This is a genomic window from Capillibacterium thermochitinicola (assembly GCF_013664685.1).
Classification (GTDB): domain Bacteria; phylum Bacillota; class UBA4882; order UBA10575; family UBA10575; genus Capillibacterium; species Capillibacterium thermochitinicola.
Genome location: NZ_JAAKDE010000010.1, coordinates 56,967 through 71,636 on the forward strand (window position 1 = coordinate 56,967; position 14,670 = coordinate 71,636).

The 14,670-nt window shown below is 54.0% G+C and carries 15 protein-coding genes and 2 tRNA genes; 11 read left to right on the plus strand and 6 right to left on the minus strand.

Annotated elements, in window-relative coordinates; genetic code table 11:
* Nucleotides 1-68 precede the first annotated feature (68 nt).
* The 6 genes from G5B42_RS05410 to sfsA all read left to right on the plus strand — a co-directional run bounded on the left by G5B42_RS05410 (nt 69) and on the right by sfsA (nt 6,695).
* A complete protein-coding gene (locus G5B42_RS05410; protein ID WP_181339435.1) occupies nt 69-1,151 on the plus strand; it encodes a BMP family lipoprotein in 1,083 nt (360 codons plus the stop codon).
* Between the two features lie 195 nt (nt 1,152-1,346).
* Nucleotides 1,347-2,870 (plus strand): ABC transporter ATP-binding protein, encoded by a 1,524-nt coding sequence (locus G5B42_RS05415; protein WP_181339436.1) that lies wholly within the window; start codon nt 1,347-1,349, stop codon nt 2,868-2,870.
* Entirely contained in the window at nt 2,867-3,985 is a 1,119-nt protein-coding gene (locus G5B42_RS05420; RefSeq protein ID WP_231133262.1) for an ABC transporter permease, read from the plus strand. The genes G5B42_RS05415 and G5B42_RS05420 overlap by 4 nt, the downstream gene beginning before the upstream one ends.
* Nucleotides 3,985-4,938, plus strand: coding sequence for an ABC transporter permease (locus tag G5B42_RS05425; protein ID WP_181339437.1), 954 nt, complete (start codon nt 3,985-3,987; stop codon nt 4,936-4,938). Before G5B42_RS05420 ends, G5B42_RS05425 begins: the two co-directional genes overlap by 1 nt.
* Before the next feature lie 47 nt (nt 4,939-4,985).
* A complete protein-coding gene (locus tag G5B42_RS05430) occupies nt 4,986-5,903 on the plus strand; it encodes a ketopantoate reductase family protein (RefSeq protein ID WP_181339438.1) in 918 nt (305 codons plus the stop codon).
* Between the two features lie 54 nt (nt 5,904-5,957).
* Entirely contained in the window at nt 5,958-6,695 is a 738-nt protein-coding gene (sfsA, locus tag G5B42_RS05435) for a DNA/RNA nuclease SfsA (protein ID WP_181339439.1), read from the plus strand.
* A 149-nt stretch (nt 6,696-6,844) separates the two neighbouring features.
* Here the strand turns inward: sfsA and G5B42_RS05440 are convergent, their stop codons facing one another.
* A complete protein-coding gene (locus G5B42_RS05440) occupies nt 6,845-7,756 on the minus strand; it encodes a DMT family transporter (RefSeq protein WP_181339440.1) in 912 nt (303 codons plus the stop codon).
* 241 nt (nt 7,757-7,997) lie between these two features.
* On the opposite strand from G5B42_RS05440, the gene G5B42_RS05445 reads away from it, so the two are divergent.
* The 4 genes from G5B42_RS05445 (at nt 7,998) to G5B42_RS05460 (ending at nt 11,761) form a co-directional block, all read left to right on the plus strand.
* Complete coding sequence (locus tag G5B42_RS05445; RefSeq protein WP_231133263.1) at nt 7,998-8,702, plus strand: queuosine precursor transporter; 705 nt, start codon at nt 7,998-8,000, stop codon at nt 8,700-8,702.
* On the plus strand, nt 8,695-9,102 hold the full coding sequence (gene queF, locus G5B42_RS05450; RefSeq protein ID WP_231133264.1) for a preQ(1) synthase: 408 nt from the start codon (nt 8,695-8,697) through the stop codon (nt 9,100-9,102). Before G5B42_RS05445 ends, queF begins: the two co-directional genes overlap by 8 nt.
* A gap of 177 nt (nt 9,103-9,279) precedes the next feature.
* A complete protein-coding gene (locus tag G5B42_RS05455) occupies nt 9,280-10,671 on the plus strand; it encodes an MATE family efflux transporter (RefSeq protein WP_231133265.1) in 1,392 nt (463 codons plus the stop codon).
* Between the two features lie 103 nt (nt 10,672-10,774).
* The gene (locus G5B42_RS05460) at nt 10,775-11,761 is read left to right on the plus strand and encodes an inorganic phosphate transporter (RefSeq protein ID WP_331274052.1); all 987 of its coding nucleotides are present in this window, start codon (nt 10,775-10,777) and stop codon (nt 11,759-11,761) included.
* A gap of 21 nt (nt 11,762-11,782) precedes the next feature.
* Here G5B42_RS05460 and ubiE read toward each other — a convergent pair whose 3' ends face one another.
* The 3 genes from ubiE to G5B42_RS05475 all read right to left on the minus strand — a co-directional run bounded on the left by ubiE (nt 11,783) and on the right by G5B42_RS05475 (nt 13,139).
* A complete protein-coding gene (ubiE, locus tag G5B42_RS05465; RefSeq protein WP_231133266.1) occupies nt 11,783-12,508 on the minus strand; it encodes a bifunctional demethylmenaquinone methyltransferase/2-methoxy-6-polyprenyl-1,4-benzoquinol methylase UbiE in 726 nt (241 codons plus the stop codon).
* A gap of 474 nt (nt 12,509-12,982) precedes the next feature.
* Nucleotides 12,983-13,058: transfer RNA gene (locus G5B42_RS05470), tRNA-Thr, on the minus strand.
* A 6-nt stretch (nt 13,059-13,064) separates the two neighbouring features.
* Nucleotides 13,065-13,139 (minus strand) — tRNA-Gly (locus G5B42_RS05475).
* A 274-nt stretch (nt 13,140-13,413) separates the two neighbouring features.
* On the opposite strand from G5B42_RS05475, the gene G5B42_RS05480 reads away from it, so the two are divergent.
* A complete protein-coding gene (locus G5B42_RS05480) occupies nt 13,414-13,584 on the plus strand; it encodes a 4Fe-4S binding protein (RefSeq protein ID WP_181339443.1) in 171 nt (56 codons plus the stop codon).
* A gap of 54 nt (nt 13,585-13,638) precedes the next feature.
* Here G5B42_RS05480 and G5B42_RS05485 read toward each other — a convergent pair whose 3' ends face one another.
* Together G5B42_RS05485 and G5B42_RS05490 are read right to left on the minus strand one after the other, a co-directional pair.
* Nucleotides 13,639-13,818, minus strand: coding sequence for a ribbon-helix-helix protein, CopG family (locus G5B42_RS05485; protein ID WP_181339444.1), 180 nt, complete (start codon nt 13,816-13,818; stop codon nt 13,639-13,641).
* Between the two features lie 67 nt (nt 13,819-13,885).
* Nucleotides 13,886-14,539 (minus strand): hypothetical protein, encoded by a 654-nt coding sequence (locus tag G5B42_RS05490; protein ID WP_231133267.1) that lies wholly within the window; start codon nt 14,537-14,539, stop codon nt 13,886-13,888.
* Nucleotides 14,540-14,670: the final 131 nt, after the last annotated feature.

The window sequence follows — 14,670 nt, forward strand, 5'->3', positions numbered from 1 at the left end:
AAAAAAGGGTATGTCCAGTTCATCGGGGGATTACAAAATAAAAAAACAAAAACAAAGGAGGCTCCTGAATGTTTAAAAAAGTCTTAATTGCTCTGGTAATCTTGGTGGTGGCCGTATTGGTCGTGGTCAACGTGGGACAACGTACCGGCGTGCTCAAGATGGGCCGCATGAAAGTGGGAATGGTAACCGATGCCGGTACCATTGACGACAAATCATTCAACCAGGGGACTTGGGAAGGGGTTGTGCAAGCCGGAGAGGAACTTGGCTTGGAAACAAAGTATTTGAAACCGGCGGGGACAACCGAAGCCGATTATCTGACTGAGATTGGCAATCTTTATGATGCGGGCTTCAAATTTATGGTCTGCCCTGGCTTTAAGTTTGAAACAGCCATTTACCAAGCACAAGAGCGGTATCCGGATGCCAAATTCGTTCTCATTGACGGGAATCCCCATGCGGGTGATTTTGTGCCGGTGGTGAAAGAAAATACCGTTTCGATCTTTTTCGCGGAGCATGAATCCGGTTTTGTCGCTGGTGTGGCCACGGCGTTGCAATTGCAAGAAGGAGAACTGGGCTTTATCGGTGGTATGGAGATCCCGGCAGTCCAGAAATTTAACTGGGGATTCCAACAGGGGGTCAAATACGCCAACGCCAATTTAGGAACAAACATGGTGATCCGTCCGGAAAATGTGATCTACCAGGGATCTTTCGATAACGTGGCAGCCGGGCAACAACTGGCCGCGCAGATGTACGACCGCGGGGTGAAAGCGATCTTTGCCGCCGCCGGCGGGGTCGGGATCGGTGTGATCAATGAGGCGAAAGCCCGGGCCCGGGCCGGTCAGGAAGTCTGGGTGGTCGGGGTTGACGTCGACCAATATTACGAAGGCATCTATGAAGGCAATAAGTCGGTCATCCTGACTTCAGCGATGAAACAGATCAAGAAAGCCACCTATGATATGATCAAAGCCGAGACCGAGGGGAAATTCCCCGGTGGGCAGATCCTGGTCTTTGATGCGAAAAACGACGGGATCGGGATTCCGGAAAAGAATCCGAATCTCCGCTCCGATGTGGAAAGCAAGGTCGCCGAGGTCTACGCCAAGTTAAAGAGCGGCGAGATCGTCGTTTCCGATATGCGCGGGGATTTGATCCGGTAACATCTTATAATATATTGTAGTGAAGAAGGGAAATTCAGGAAAAGAGGAGGAATCATCACAATCCTCTTCTTTTCTTATCTGCAGGAATTGTTTTCGGCCATTCCTTAATTGCAAATATAGTTTATAATAGAAGGGACAGTGGTTGATCGGGCTGACACGTGTTACGGCCATTAACTAGCGAAAAGGAGCGATGTAATGGAGTATATCGTCGAAATGCTGCGGATCCGGAAAGAGTTTCCCGGTGTCGTCGCCAATGATGACATTACATTGCAGTTGAAACCGGGCGAGATCCATGCCTTGCTGGGGGAAAACGGCGCGGGAAAATCCACTCTGATGAGTATCTTGTTCGGTCTTTACCCGCCGGACCGGGGGACCATCAAGGTCCGCGACCAGGAAGTGAAGATCAGCGACCCCAATGTCGCCAATGCGCTGGGGATCGGCATGGTGCACCAGCACTTTAAATTGGTCCATAACTTTACGGTGACGGAAAATATCATGCTGGGAATGGAAATGACCAAAGGGCTGGTGATTGACCACAAGGCGGCGGCGGAACGAATCAGACAGCTTTCGCAGCGGTACGGGCTGAATGTGGATCCCGAGGCGAAGATTGAAGACATCTCCGTCGGGATGCAACAGCGGGTTGAGATCTTGAAGATGCTCTACCGGGACGCCGAGGTTTTAATCTTTGATGAACCCACTTCCGTGCTTACGCCCCAAGAAATTCAGGATTTGATGGTGATCATGCGCAACCTGGTGAAAGAGGGCAAATCCATTATCTTAATCACCCATAAGCTCAAGGAGATTAAGGCCATTGCCGACCGGTGCACGGTGATCCGCCGGGGGCGGGTGGTCGGTACCGTAGAGGTGGCTACGACCAGTGAGGAAGAGTTGGCCCGGATGATGGTCGGCCGGGAGGTCAGTTTTGTTGTTGAAAAAGAGGACCGGGTGGCCGGCGATGTTGTCCTTAAGGTTGAGAACCTGTCCGCCTATGACAACCGGAAGGTAATGGCGCTCAAGAACTTCTCCCTGGAAGTACGGGCCGGCGAGATTGTGGGACTGGCCGGTGTCGAAGGCAACGGCCAGACCGAACTGGTGGAGGTCATTACCGGCCTGCGCAAGGCAGAGAGCGGCCGGGTGCTGCTGAAGGGGATTGACATTACTAATTCCTCGATCCGGGACCGGATCCGGATGGGAATCGCCCACATTCCGGCGGACCGCCACAAACACGGCTTGATTCTCGATTATACGCTCCAGGAGAATATGATTCTTAAAGTTTACGACCAAGCGCCCTTTGCCGAAAAGGGCCGCTTAAACCGGGAAGCCATCACCGAGTATGCCACCCGCTTGATGGCGGAGTTTGATGTCCGTGCGGGCCAGGGGGCAAGCGCTTTGGCCCGTTCGCTCTCGGGCGGCAACCAGCAGAAGGCTATCGTCGGGCGGGAGATTGACCTCAATCCCGAGCTTCTCCTGGCGGTCCAGCCCACCCGCGGGCTGGACGTGGGGGCCATTGAGTATATCCACCGCCGGATCATTGAGCAGAGGGATAAGGGCAAGGCCGTGCTGCTGGTCTCTTTGGAGCTGGATGAGATCTTGAACCTGTCCGACCGGATCGCGGTGATCCACAACGGCGAGTTGGTCGGGCTCGTTGATGCGAAGACCACCAATGAACATGAGATCGGCCTGATGATGGCCGGAGGGCAAAGGGGGAAGACCGCTTGAAGAAAGAGACCGGACAAGAATACACCGTGGCGCTGTTGGCGATAGTTTTTGGCTTACTGGCCGGGGCCTGCCTGATGCTGGTGACCGGTAACAACCCGCTGCTCGGCTTCTTCTACCTTTTTAGTGGCGGATTGATGAATATTACGCGGATTGGGAACACCCTGGCCACGGCGACACCACTGGTCTTTACCGGTTTATCGGTGGCCTTTGCCTTCAAAACAGGGCTCTTTAACATCGGCGCGGCCGGGCAGATGTTGATCGGGGGCCTGTGTGCCACCGCGCTGGGGCTGACCGTTCCTTGGCCGAAGCCGCTTCTCCTTCCGGTGATCGTGCTGGCGGCGGCTTTGGGCGGTGCCCTTTGGGGGCTGGTCCCCGGATGGTTAAAGGCCAAATTTAACGTGCATGAAGTGGTCTGCACCATTATGATGAACTGGATTGCCTACTGGTCGGTTTACTATATCGTTCCTGCCTATTTCAAGGGGGCATATCTGGAGACCGAGTCGCGGCGGATTCCCGCGGCCGCTTCGTTGAAAGTGGACTGGTTGACCAAATTGTTTAAGGGTTCCTACATTAACCTTGGCTTTTTCCTCGCCATTGGCGTCGTACTGCTCGTCGCCTATATTCTGGAACGGACAACCCTCGGCTACGAGTTGAAGGCCGTGGGCTATAACCGTGATGCGGCGGAGTACGCCGGGATTCAGGCGAACCGGAATATTGTTTTGTCCATGGTAATTGCCGGGGCTTGTGCCGGGTTAGGCGGTGCCGCTTTTTATGTGGGTTATGCCTCCAACATGCAGATTGGCGTCATGCCGAGCCAGGGCTTTGACGGGATCGCCGTGGCCCTGCTGGGGGCCAACTCCCCGTGGGGCGTGTTTATGGCGGCGATCTTCTTTGGCCTCCTCCACTCGGGGAAAGGGTTCATGAACGCCATGACCAAGGTCCCGCCGGAGATCGCCGATTCGATCATCGCCACGATCATCTATTTCGCGGCGACCAGCGTGCTAATTGAAAGGCTCCGGGCGCGGTGGCAGCGCCGCCGGCAAGCCCAGGATAGGACCGATCTTGCTCCGGGTCCGGAGGCTGGATTACAGGAGAAAGTGGGAGGTGCGGAGTAATGTGGTGGGAGCTGATTGAACAGATTTTTCCGTACGCCATTGCTTATACGATCCCGTTGCTCATCACCGCTTTGGGTGGATTATACAGCGAGCGCAGCGGCGTGGTCAACATCGGCCTGGAAGGGTTAATGGTCGTTGGCTTTTTTACCAGTGCTTTGACCATCTCCCGCTTGGAAAACAGCCTGCCGCCGGAGGTGGCGATCGGACTCGGCCTTGTCTTGGCCACACTGGCCGGGGCCGTTTTCTCGTTGCTCCATGCTTTTGCCAGTGTTACGCTCAATGCCAACCAGGTGATCAGCGGGACGGCGATTAATATGATCGCCGGGGCTATAACAGTTTATTTGGCCCGTAATATTACAGGCAGCGGGAATATTCTGATTATGCACGGCTTGATCCGGCGGAATATCCCGGTGCTTTCCGAGATCCCCATTTTGGGCCGGCTCTTCTTTACGCAGACTTACGGGACGACCTGGCTGGTCTTGGGGATTCTCTTGCTTTCCTGGTTTTTGTTATACCGGACGCCCTTTGGCTTGCGCCTCCGGGCCTGCGGGGAACACCCGCAAGCCGCCGATGCAGCCGGGATTAACGTCTACCGGATGCGCTATATTGCCGTCCTGATCTCCGGGGCCTGTGCCGGACTGGGCGGTGCGATCATCCTGGTGACCTACGCCGGGGAGTTCAACGGGACCGTGGCCGGGTTGGGCTTTTTAGCATTGGCCGCCCTCATCTTCGGACAATGGAAACCTTTGGGGATTTTGGGGGCGACCTTCTTCTTTGGTCTGGCGAGCACGATCGCCAATGTCTCGCAAGCCCTTCCGGCGCTGGCCAAGGCCCCGGGAATTATCCTCAAAAACTTCCCTTATATCGTTACCCTCCTGGTTTTGGTCTTCTTCTCCAAATCGACCCAGGCCCCGCGGGCGGCGGGTGAACCGTACGACAAGGGGAAACGATAAGCCCTAAGACAACAGGAATTTCAGAAAGGAGTTTATCGGAGTTAAGCATGGAGACCATCAAACAGGTTTACCTGATTGGGCTGGGGGCGGTGGGCAGCGCCTATGCCGCGAAAATGAATGAAGCCGAACCCGGCCTGGTCAAGGTGATCGTTGATCCGCAGCGCCTGGCGGCCTACCGGCAGGCGGAGATTCTTGTGAACGGGAAACCCTGCCGGTTCACCTTTGTCACCCCGGAGCAGGCCGCTGAAAAAGCGGACCTGATCCTGATCGCGGTCAAAGGGCATCACTTGGCCGAGGCCATTACAATGATCCGCCCCTTTGTCGGCGAGGAGACCATCATCATGTCCCTGTTGAATGGGATTACCAGTGAAGAGGAGATTGGCCGGGCTTATGGTCCGGAGAAACTCCTCCATGCTTTTGTGGTCAGTACCGATGCGACCCGGGCAGGGAGATCGACCAACTATGCCAACCTGGGCCGGATTGTCTTTGGCGACAAGGATAATCCGGCTTCGCCGAAGGTAAAAGCGGTCCAGGCCCTCTTTGACCGGACGGGGGTTCCCTATACGATCCCCGCCGACATTCTGCGGGAGCTGTGGTGGAAGTTTATGCTGAACGTGGGGCTTAATCAGGTCTCCGCGGTTTTAAAGGCTCCTTACGGTGTTTTTCAGAAGGTCAAGGAAGCGCGGGAATTGATGGCCATGGCCTGCCGGGAAGTTTTGGCGATTGCGCAGCGGATCGGGATCAACCTGACCGCCGCAGATATCGACGCTTATCATGACCTCATTGCCCGGCTGGCCCCGGAAGGGAAGACTTCGATGCTCCAGGATGTGGAGGCAGGCCGCAAAACCGAAGTGGAAAGCTTTGCCTGGACGGTGGTGGCACTCGGGGAGAAATACGGGGTGCCGACGCCGGTGAATGCGTGTTTGGGGCGGATGATCGCGACTTTGGAGCAGACTTACCGCTAGGAGAATTGGCACGGCAACGGCAAGAAAGGTGAAACCAAATCCGCACAGAGGATAGTGATCGTCATCAGCAAAAAGGCAAGAAAGATAATTATCCCCAATACTTTTTACGGCCGGTTGGTGCCGGCTGTTTTTCTTCGTCGTTTGCACCGTTTCGCCGCCGAGGTGGAGACGGCGGAGGGGCGGGGGACCGTTCATATTCCCAACTCCGGCCGCTTGCAAGAGCTGTTGTTTCCCGGGAATAAAGTGGGACTGAATTTTGAGGGACATGCGGGGCGGAAGACCAGCTATACGCTGGTGGCCGCGGAAACGGAAGCGGGGTGGGCTTTCATTGATGCCCGTCTGCCCAACCGTATTTTGGCCAAGGCCTGGCGAAAGTTGCCGCCCCTGAGCGTCTATGACCGGGTTTACCCGGAAAGAACCTGGGGGAGTAGCCGGTTCGATCTGGCGCTCAAAAAGGACGACTCCGCGGAGACGGCCTGGTTGGAAGCAAAGTGCGTCACTTTGGTGTGGGAGGGGGGCGGGCTTTTTCCTGATGCCCCGACGGAACGGGGCAGAAGGCACCTTCTGGAGCTGGCGAAGCTTAGCACCGCAGGGAAAAAGGCCTTTGTCCTCTTTTTTCTGCAGCATCCGGGGGGAGTGAGCGTCCAGGCCAATGCGGAGACGGATCCGAAGTTCGCGGCGGCGATGGCGGCCGCCGCCCAAGCGGGCGTGGCTTTTCACGCCTACCGGGTAATGCCGACGGAAGAAACGGTGGTTTTAACGGAAGTGCCGGTGTTATTACCGCCGGAGTGAAGAGGTGCCGGTGTGATACTGAAAGGAGTCGGGAACCGGTTCGTACAGAAAAAAGGATTAGGAAAAGACAAATGTGTAATGTGTGATCAACGCTTACTGGGGATCAATAAAAGTGCTTACCGGCTTGAAATGACCGGATTAAGCGGTTCTTATCCGCGTGGCCTTGTTGACGGGCGCGCGCGGGGACCAAAACGGTTGGTTCCCGCGACGCCCAGGAGAATCAGCACACCGCCGACCAGGTGGTACCAATGGAAGGGTTCACCCCGGAGGCCGATCCCGGCCGCCACCGAAACAATGGTGGCCAGGTTGGCAAAGACCGCGCTGCGGGCGGCACCAATCTTGGCAATGAAGTAATTCGTTCCGAAGAAAGCAACCACCGAAGACAGGACGCCAAGGTATAAAACGGCGGTCCAGACCTTTTTGTCCTGTAGTAAAGCCAGAATTTGGGCCGGGGTGAGGCTGTTTTGCGCCAAGGCCAGACCACCGAAGAAGATAGCGCCGGCCCACATCATGATGTAGGTGAGTTCCACGGGACGAAATTGCCGTGACAACCAACGGGACATGGTCGTAAAGAGGGCGGCGGAAAGGACGGCGCCCAGCAAGGCCAAGAGACCCAGGGCATGACCGGAAGTGGTGAGTCTTCCGCCGCCCAGGACGATAAAGCCGACGCCGAGGACGGAAATGGCAATCGAAACCGCCTGCAGCGGGCTGGGGATCTCCTTCAAAAACAAGGCGGCCAGCAGCGTCACAAAGACCGGGATCAAGGCGATCATCAGCCCGGCCTCGGAAGCGGTGGTCAGGTTGACGCCGGTGGTCTCAAAGATAAAATAGAGGACCGGCTGGAAGAGCGCGAGCAGCAAGACCCGTCCTAGAGGGCGGTCCTTGAGGTTAATTTTGATAATCCGCAAGGCGCGGAGGATGGTCAACACAAAAGCCGCGGTAATAAAGCGGAAGGCCAGCAATTGGTGGGGGGTGACATAGTCCAGGGCCCCCTTGGTAAAGATAAAGGAAAAGCCGAAGATGAGTTCGGTGAGGACAGCGACAAGGTAAGCACGGATCATTGGTGTAACACTTCACTTCCTATCGTAAAATAATGGGCGAAAAATAATGGTTACTAAATAAAATAATGCTCAATGCCTTTATCATAAACTTGCGGAGGGCTTTTCGTCAATCAAAAAGACAGTTGCGAACCGGCGGGCCAAAATTGACCAAACCCCGCCTTGCGGACGGGGACAAGATATATTATAATAAAGCGACGCGGTTTTCCAGAAAACCCGCGTAAACAAAACTGGAGGTGTTTTCATGATGCCTACTAAAAATTCCCCTGATTCCCCCCTGTATTACGTTTTATCCACCCTTTTTGTCACTTCCCTTCTGCTCTCCAATATTACCGCCGGGAAAATGGCGAGCCTTTTGGGTCTGACTTTGCCGGCGGCCGTGGTCTTTTTTCCCATCACTTATATTCTGGGGGACGTGCTGACGGAGGTTTACGGTTTCTACCGCGCCCGGCTCACGATTTGGCTCGGCTTTTTTGCCAACCTCTTTATGGTTGTCGTTTTCATGGTCACCATCGCCTTGCCTTATCCCGATTTTTGGACGGGCCAGGAGGCCTACCGGACGGTCTTGGGGATGACCCCCCGGTTGGTGGCGGCTTCGGCTGTTGCTTACTTTGCGGGCTCGTTTTTAAATTCCGCCCTTTTATCCAGGTTAAAGGTGGTGACGGCCGGACGGTGGCTTTGGTTGAGGACGATCGCGTCGACCCTGGTGGGCGAAGGGGCCGATACGGCCTTGTTTATTGTGACCGCTTTCGGGGGGACGATGCCCTTTAATATGCTGGCCAACCTGGTTTTGGCCCAGTACGTCTGGAAAGTTACGTATGAAATCCTGGTTACTCCGTTAATCTATCTAGTGGTAGGGTGGCTCAAGCGCCGGGAAAAGATGGATGTCTTTGATCACGATGTGAGCTACAATCCCTTTATTATAGACTGGAGGCGAGATAATGAGTAGGACCATGCATGAGGCGGCGAATGAGTATGGCTTCCGCGCCCTGGGGAGGACGGTCCGCGAGCCGATGCGGACGCTGGATACCTTTCCCAAGCCGGCGGGGGTCGAGACCGTTGTTATGGAGAGTGACGAGGTGACCAGTCTGTGTCCGGTGACCGGACAACCGGATTGGGAGACGGTAACCATTGAGTATGCGCCGGATCAGGCTTGCATTGAAAGTAAAAGCTTAAAGTTGTATTTGTGGAGTTTTCGCGAGGAAGGGGTTTTCTGCGAAGCTTTGGCCGCGCAGATCGCCAATGATGTGGCCGCCGCGTGCCGGCCATTCTGGGTAAAGGTGACCGTGACTCAGAAACCGCGCGGGGGAATAAAGATTACGGCCACCGCCCGGGTGGAGCGCGACTGAACCAGAGGCAGTCAGCCCTAGGCCAACGCCCGCCATTGAAGCAAAGCGGGCGTTTTCTTATTATTAACGTAAACAAAAGCGTGAGAAAAGAGGAAAAACCGATGCTAAAGAGCAATTAAACAATTAAGATAAAAAGTGCGAAAACCAAATGATAATAGGTAATTAATGGGGAGAAGGTTGAAACAGTTGACCTTGCACAAACGTTTAAAACAAAGAATGAACTTGGATTTCCGCCCAGTATGGAAGGAGATTATGGTGATCACCCTTCCTGCCTTTATCGAACTGGTCATGTCCACCCTTTTCGGGATGATAGATATGGTGATGGTTGGACGGCTGGGCCCGGCCGCAATTACGGCCGTTGGGTTGACAAACCAGCCGTTTATGTTGTTATTGGCGATTTTTGCCGCGGTAAACATCGGGACGACCACGTTGGTGGCCTGGCAGATCGGCGCCGGCAAACCGGAAAAAGCCGAGGCGGTGACCAGGCAGGCGTTGGTCATCAGTTTTGTTTTGGGGACTGTGGTCAGCGGAATCGGGGTTTTTCTGGCCCCGGCGATTGTGGGCTTTATGGGTGCGGAGTCCGACACCTTTGCCGACGCCACGATTTACTTTCAGATTGTGGCAGCCGGTTTGTTGTTTCAGGTGATAAACATGGGGATCACGGCGGCACTGCGCGGCGCGGGTGAGACGAAAATTCCAATGCTCTATAACGTGGGGAGTAACTTGTTCAACGTTTTCGGCAACTATGTCTTAATCTACGGGAAACTGGGCTTCCCGCGCTGGGAGGTTGCGGGGGCGGCGGTGTCCACGACGGTCTCCCGTTTGTTGGCCTGTTTGGCCGGGCTTTTCGTCCTTTATTGCTCCCGGTACTCCGTGATTCACCTCAAACTTAAGGATGATTACCGGCTGCACCGGCCGACCGTCAAACGGATCTTTACCATTGGTTTGCCGGCGGCACTCGAACAGTTTATTCTCCACGGGGGCTTGATGATTTTTGCGAAGACCGTGTCGACCCTTGGTACGTTAAAATTTGCGGCCCATCAGATCGGTTTGAACATCAGCGGTCTTTCCTTTGCCCCAAGCACGGCCTTTAGCGTGGCCTCCACGACCTTGGTCGGGCAGAGCCTAGGTGCGGAAAAAGAGGAACAGGCGGCAAACTACGCCATGATTGTGCACAAAATCGCCCTGGTGGTGGCGGTCTTTAATGCGGTGCTGTTTATCCTTTTTTCCTATCCGATGGCCCGGATCTACACTTCCGATCCGGCCGTGGCCGCGGCGGCGGGCATGGTCCTCAAAATTCTGGCGCTGGCGTTGCCGGGGCAGTCCACCCAATTTGCGCTGGCGGGTGCCTTGCGGGGGGCCGGCGACACCATGTACCCGCTGTATGCTTCCGCGCTGGGGATTTGGGTTTTCCGGGTGGTCGTGGCCTATATTTTTGTCCGGATCTTCCACTGGGGTCTCGCCGGCGCTTGGGTTGCTTTTGTGATGGACCAGTATACCCGGTCGGCGGTCGTTTACTTCCGTTTCCGGTCGGGAAAATGGAAACACGCCCGGTTCCGTGTGGGGTAAACAGACTGATTGCCAAACACCCGGTCACGGACCGGGCGTTTTTTTGTCCGTGGGGAGGCATAGGGTGGGAGCGGCCCGCGTAAGGTAGATGGGAGGTAAAAAAGTGCCGCTACTACTTTTTGCCTTTATCGTATTCTTAATTTTGGCCGCCGAATTTGTGAACGGGTGGACCGACGCGCCCAATGCCATTGCCACGGTGGTCGCGACGAAAGCGCTGAAGCCCAGAACCGCCGTAGTGCTGGCCGTGACCGGTAATATTCTGGGCGCCTTTTACGGGCAGGCTGTGGCACAGACCATCGGGACGGAGATCGTGCGGCCGGACGCGATTAACCTGGTGACCTTGGGGGCGGCTCTGATCGGGATCGTGGTCTGGGCGACGGCGGCCTCCTGGTTTGGGATCCCGACCAGTGAAAGCCATGCCTTACTGGCCGGGCTGGCCGGAGCCGGTTTGGCGACGGCCGGTCCGGCGGCGTTACTGCTTTCCGGGTGGAAAAAGATCTTCCTGGGGCTGGTAATCTCCGTTCTTTTTGGGGCGATCGGCGGGTTTAGCTTAGTCTGGGTTTTGAAGTTCTTCAGTGCGGATTGGTCGCCAAGAAAAACAAACCGGATCTTCAATACCCTCCAGATCGTGGCTGCGGCCGGGATGGCTTTCAGCCACGGGAGCAATGATGGGCAGAAGTTTATTGGCCTGTTCACTTTAACCTTGGTGTTGTCCGGTTTTTTACCTGTTTTTCAGGTTCAACCCTGGGTTGTGCTTTTGTGTTCGGTGGTGATGGGCGCCGGGACTTCGGTTGGGGGCTGGCGGATTATTGAAAAGGTGGGGAGCAAAATGGTTAAGCTGGAACCGGACCAAGGGTTGGCCGCCCAAACGGCTGCAGCGGCTTCCATTCTATTCGCTTCCAGCTTGGGGGTGCCTCTGAGTACGACCCATACGATTACAACGGCGATTATGGGGGCGGGTACAACCCGGGGTTTGTCGGCGGTTAACTGGGGGGTGGCGAAAGAGCTGGTTTTGGCCTGGGTTTTCACCTTTCCCGTCTGTGGGCTCATCGGTTACCTAACGGCATGGATCTTGACCGGGCTTTTTTAAGAAGGACTCCAAGGGTGGTTTTTACGGCCCGGGTTTTTTGGCGGTGTGAACCGTGACCACGCCCCAGCTTAAAGCGGTGCAGTCGATGTCGGTAAAGCCGATCTCTTTAAAAAACTTGGTCACTGTCTCGGGGGCGGGGTAATTCTGGATTGAACGGTGTAAATACAGATAGGGTTCTTTATCACCGGTGAACAGGTAACCGATCAAGGGTAGACAGGCGGCGGTGTAGAATTGGTGGAGGCGCTTTAAGCTCGGTGTCTGGGGTTTGGCCAGTTCCAAAGCGACAACTTTCCCACCGGGTTTTATTACCCGGTAGAGTTCGGCCAAGGCCTGGCGCGGATCGGTCACATTACGGAGGCCATAGCCGATTACCGCCCGGTCAAATTCGTCCTTGGCAAAGGGAAGGTCCAAGGCATTTCCTTCCACCAGTTCAATCCAGGGGAAATCCTGCAGGTTTTCGGCGGCGATCTTCAACATGGCGGGCGAGAGATCCAGGCCGATCACTTTTCCCCGGGGTCCTACTTTTTTGGCCAGTTCTTTGGTGATCACCCCGGTTCCACAACACACGTCCAAAACCCGCTGGCCGGGCTGGAGGTCGGCCTTTTGCACGGCGAAGTTTCGCCAGTGGTGGTGCAGGCCAAAGCTGACCAGGGTATTGACCCGTTCGTAGTTGGGGGCAATTGTCCGGAAAAACAGCTTTAGACGGCGTTCTTTTCTCCTGGGGCGCATCTTTTGTTGCCTCCGCATGTAAAAGTCGGGCTTTTTTTAGTCTTCCCCCATGCTCGGGTTTTATCGCCTTTTGGCTTTGTCTTCGGTTTTTTACCCACGCCGGAAAGTTCCCTTTGACCAACACCGACGAGTTTGACGAACAATATTATGTGGTAGCTGGTTAAAAGGGAGGTGTGGGTCGAACGATGGGAACTATTGATTCTACCACCGGCAGCTTTGCGCCATTTCTTGTTTTCCTGATCCTGATTCTCCTGATCTTAGGGATTAATAAAGACCGGAAATATTAGGGACCAATAATACCCGGTAAGTATTCCGGTAAATATTAAGGACGAATCCGAAAAGAATATTACTTTTGCTGTAGGTACAGGGTGTTTAATAAAAAAAGACCCGGTAACATTCCGAGCCCATTTTATCCAAAAGCAAATCCCGACCCTAAAGGGTCGGGATACTTTTTTGTATTATCGGAAAAGGAGTATTCCTTTGATTTCCAAATGGAGCTGGCGATCCGAATCGAACGGACAACCTGCGGTTTACGATACCGCTGCTCTGCCAGTTGAGCTACGCCAGCATTAATTGGAGCGGGCGACGGGATTCGAACCCGCGATCCTCGGCTTGGGAAGCCGATGCTCTACCACTGAGCCACGCCCGCTTCGCAAAGTATATTTTATGATAAACAGCGAAGAAAGTCAAGTACAACTTATACCACACTGCCTGTTTTTTGCCAAAGAGCCAAGAGGAAATGAAGATCTAGTAAATATTCTTTTCAAAAAGAAGGGGGTTTTCATCTTGAACGCGAATATAATTAGCTGTTTGGGTTCGTCTAAACCGGTAAGAGAGCTAACCCACTCATACCCACGCCGCGAGGAAGAGCAAGTTTCTTCCAGTCGTAGCAGTGGTGGAAAGATTATGAAGGAGGTGTCGAGATGGCCCATAAAATTACCGATGATTGCATTAGTTGTGGAGCTTGTGCCGAAGAGTGCCCGGTAGATGCAATTAGCGAGGGTACGGATAAATACGAGATTGATCCGGAAAAATGCACCGACTGTGGCGCCTGCGCCGAGGTTTGTCCGGTTGATGCTGCTCAACCCGAATAATCCGCCGGTAGAAACAAATGGCAATAAATCCCGCCTTACGGCGGGTTTTATTTTTTAAAGGCGGGGCGGGGCCACAAAATCCGGTTCCTCAAGGGCTTTTTCTTCCAAATATTCCTTGATCAGACGCCGGACGACCTCTGAGATACTGGAACGCTCATAAAAGGTTAAATGGCGCAGTTTTTCGTAGGTCTCTTCTTCAATCCGCACATGGAGATTCTTTCTTTTTACACTCATTTTCCTCCTCGACTCCTCAGGTCTATTATCCCCTCCCGGGCGAAAGTTATTGGGTTATCCTTGGTTTTTAAAAAAGGTTTTCTTCCAGTTCGCTGCGGACCATATGGTCGGTCAGTTTGGCCAGGAAATGGTTGAGGCTTTCTCCCGCCGGGATAAAGATTAATTCCATTTTAAAGCTGGGCCGGTAAGCGGAGATTTCGGCCAGGAGAACACGGCGGTCAAAAGAGTAGATCTTACTGGCCAGCTGGATCGATTTCATGACATTTTGGATCATGACCGGCGGCGTTAACCACCATCTGGTCGGCAGCTCCTCGTGGAGAGTGTGCCAGAAGGTATTGATTAAAATGTTCGTCAATTCACTGAGAAAAGATTCGTCGATCTTATTCAGGAAAAACTTGCGGAACGGGCGTTTTCTTTTCATTTCCAAACTGACAAGTTCCATCGCGGTTTCCCGGGAAAAACAAAGATATAATTCGCCTTTCAGGTCGCCGGTGACACGGGAATGAAAACCGATCTCGGCGGTGGGCGTATGTTCTAAGTTTTGGATCAACCACGAAAAGGGAAGGAAGAAGAAACCGGTCAGTTCCAGATCAATCGACTGCGGAAAAAAGGAAGAAAGCTTATACTTCAGAGAATGGACTCCTGTTTGGTAAAGTTTCTCCAGTTTGTTGACGCCGTGTTCGTTGGTGAGAAGCGGAGAATAAAAAAGACCCTTCCTCATGACAATAGCCATAAAAAATCACCCCGTTCAGTTCTAGGTCAAGGATCTATTCGTTTCAATCAAGTTTTTTCCTTTCCATAAGATGGAATGATTATCCCGATAAATTACGTTTTTTGGGAAACCGATAACGT

Coding starts and splice junctions, on each gene's coding strand:
- G5B42_RS05410 (WP_181339435.1), top strand. CDS start 69: ATGTTTAAAAAAGTCTTAATTGCTCTGGTAATCTTGGTGGTGGCCGTA.
- G5B42_RS05415 (WP_181339436.1), top strand. CDS start 1,347: ATGGAGTATATCGTCGAAATGCTGCGGATCCGGAAAGAGTTTCCCGGT.
- G5B42_RS05425 (WP_181339437.1), top strand. CDS start 3,985: ATGTGGTGGGAGCTGATTGAACAGATTTTTCCGTACGCCATTGCTTAT.
- G5B42_RS05430 (WP_181339438.1), top strand. CDS start 4,986: ATGGAGACCATCAAACAGGTTTACCTGATTGGGCTGGGGGCGGTGGGC.
- G5B42_RS05440 (WP_181339440.1), bottom strand. CDS start 7,756: ATGATCCGTGCTTACCTTGTCGCTGTCCTCACCGAACTCATCTTCGGC.
- G5B42_RS05445 (WP_231133263.1), top strand. CDS start 7,998: ATGATGCCTACTAAAAATTCCCCTGATTCCCCCCTGTATTACGTTTTA.
- queF (WP_231133264.1), top strand. CDS start 8,695: ATGAGTAGGACCATGCATGAGGCGGCGAATGAGTATGGCTTCCGCGCC.
- ubiE (WP_231133266.1), bottom strand. CDS start 12,508: ATGCGGAGGCAACAAAAGATGCGCCCCAGGAGAAAAGAACGCCGTCTA.
- G5B42_RS05480 (WP_181339443.1), top strand. CDS start 13,414: ATGGCCCATAAAATTACCGATGATTGCATTAGTTGTGGAGCTTGTGCC.
- G5B42_RS05485 (WP_181339444.1), bottom strand. CDS start 13,818: ATGAGTGTAAAAAGAAAGAATCTCCATGTGCGGATTGAAGAAGAGACC.
- G5B42_RS05490 (WP_231133267.1), bottom strand. CDS start 14,539: ATGAGGAAGGGTCTTTTTTATTCTCCGCTTCTCACCAACGAACACGGC.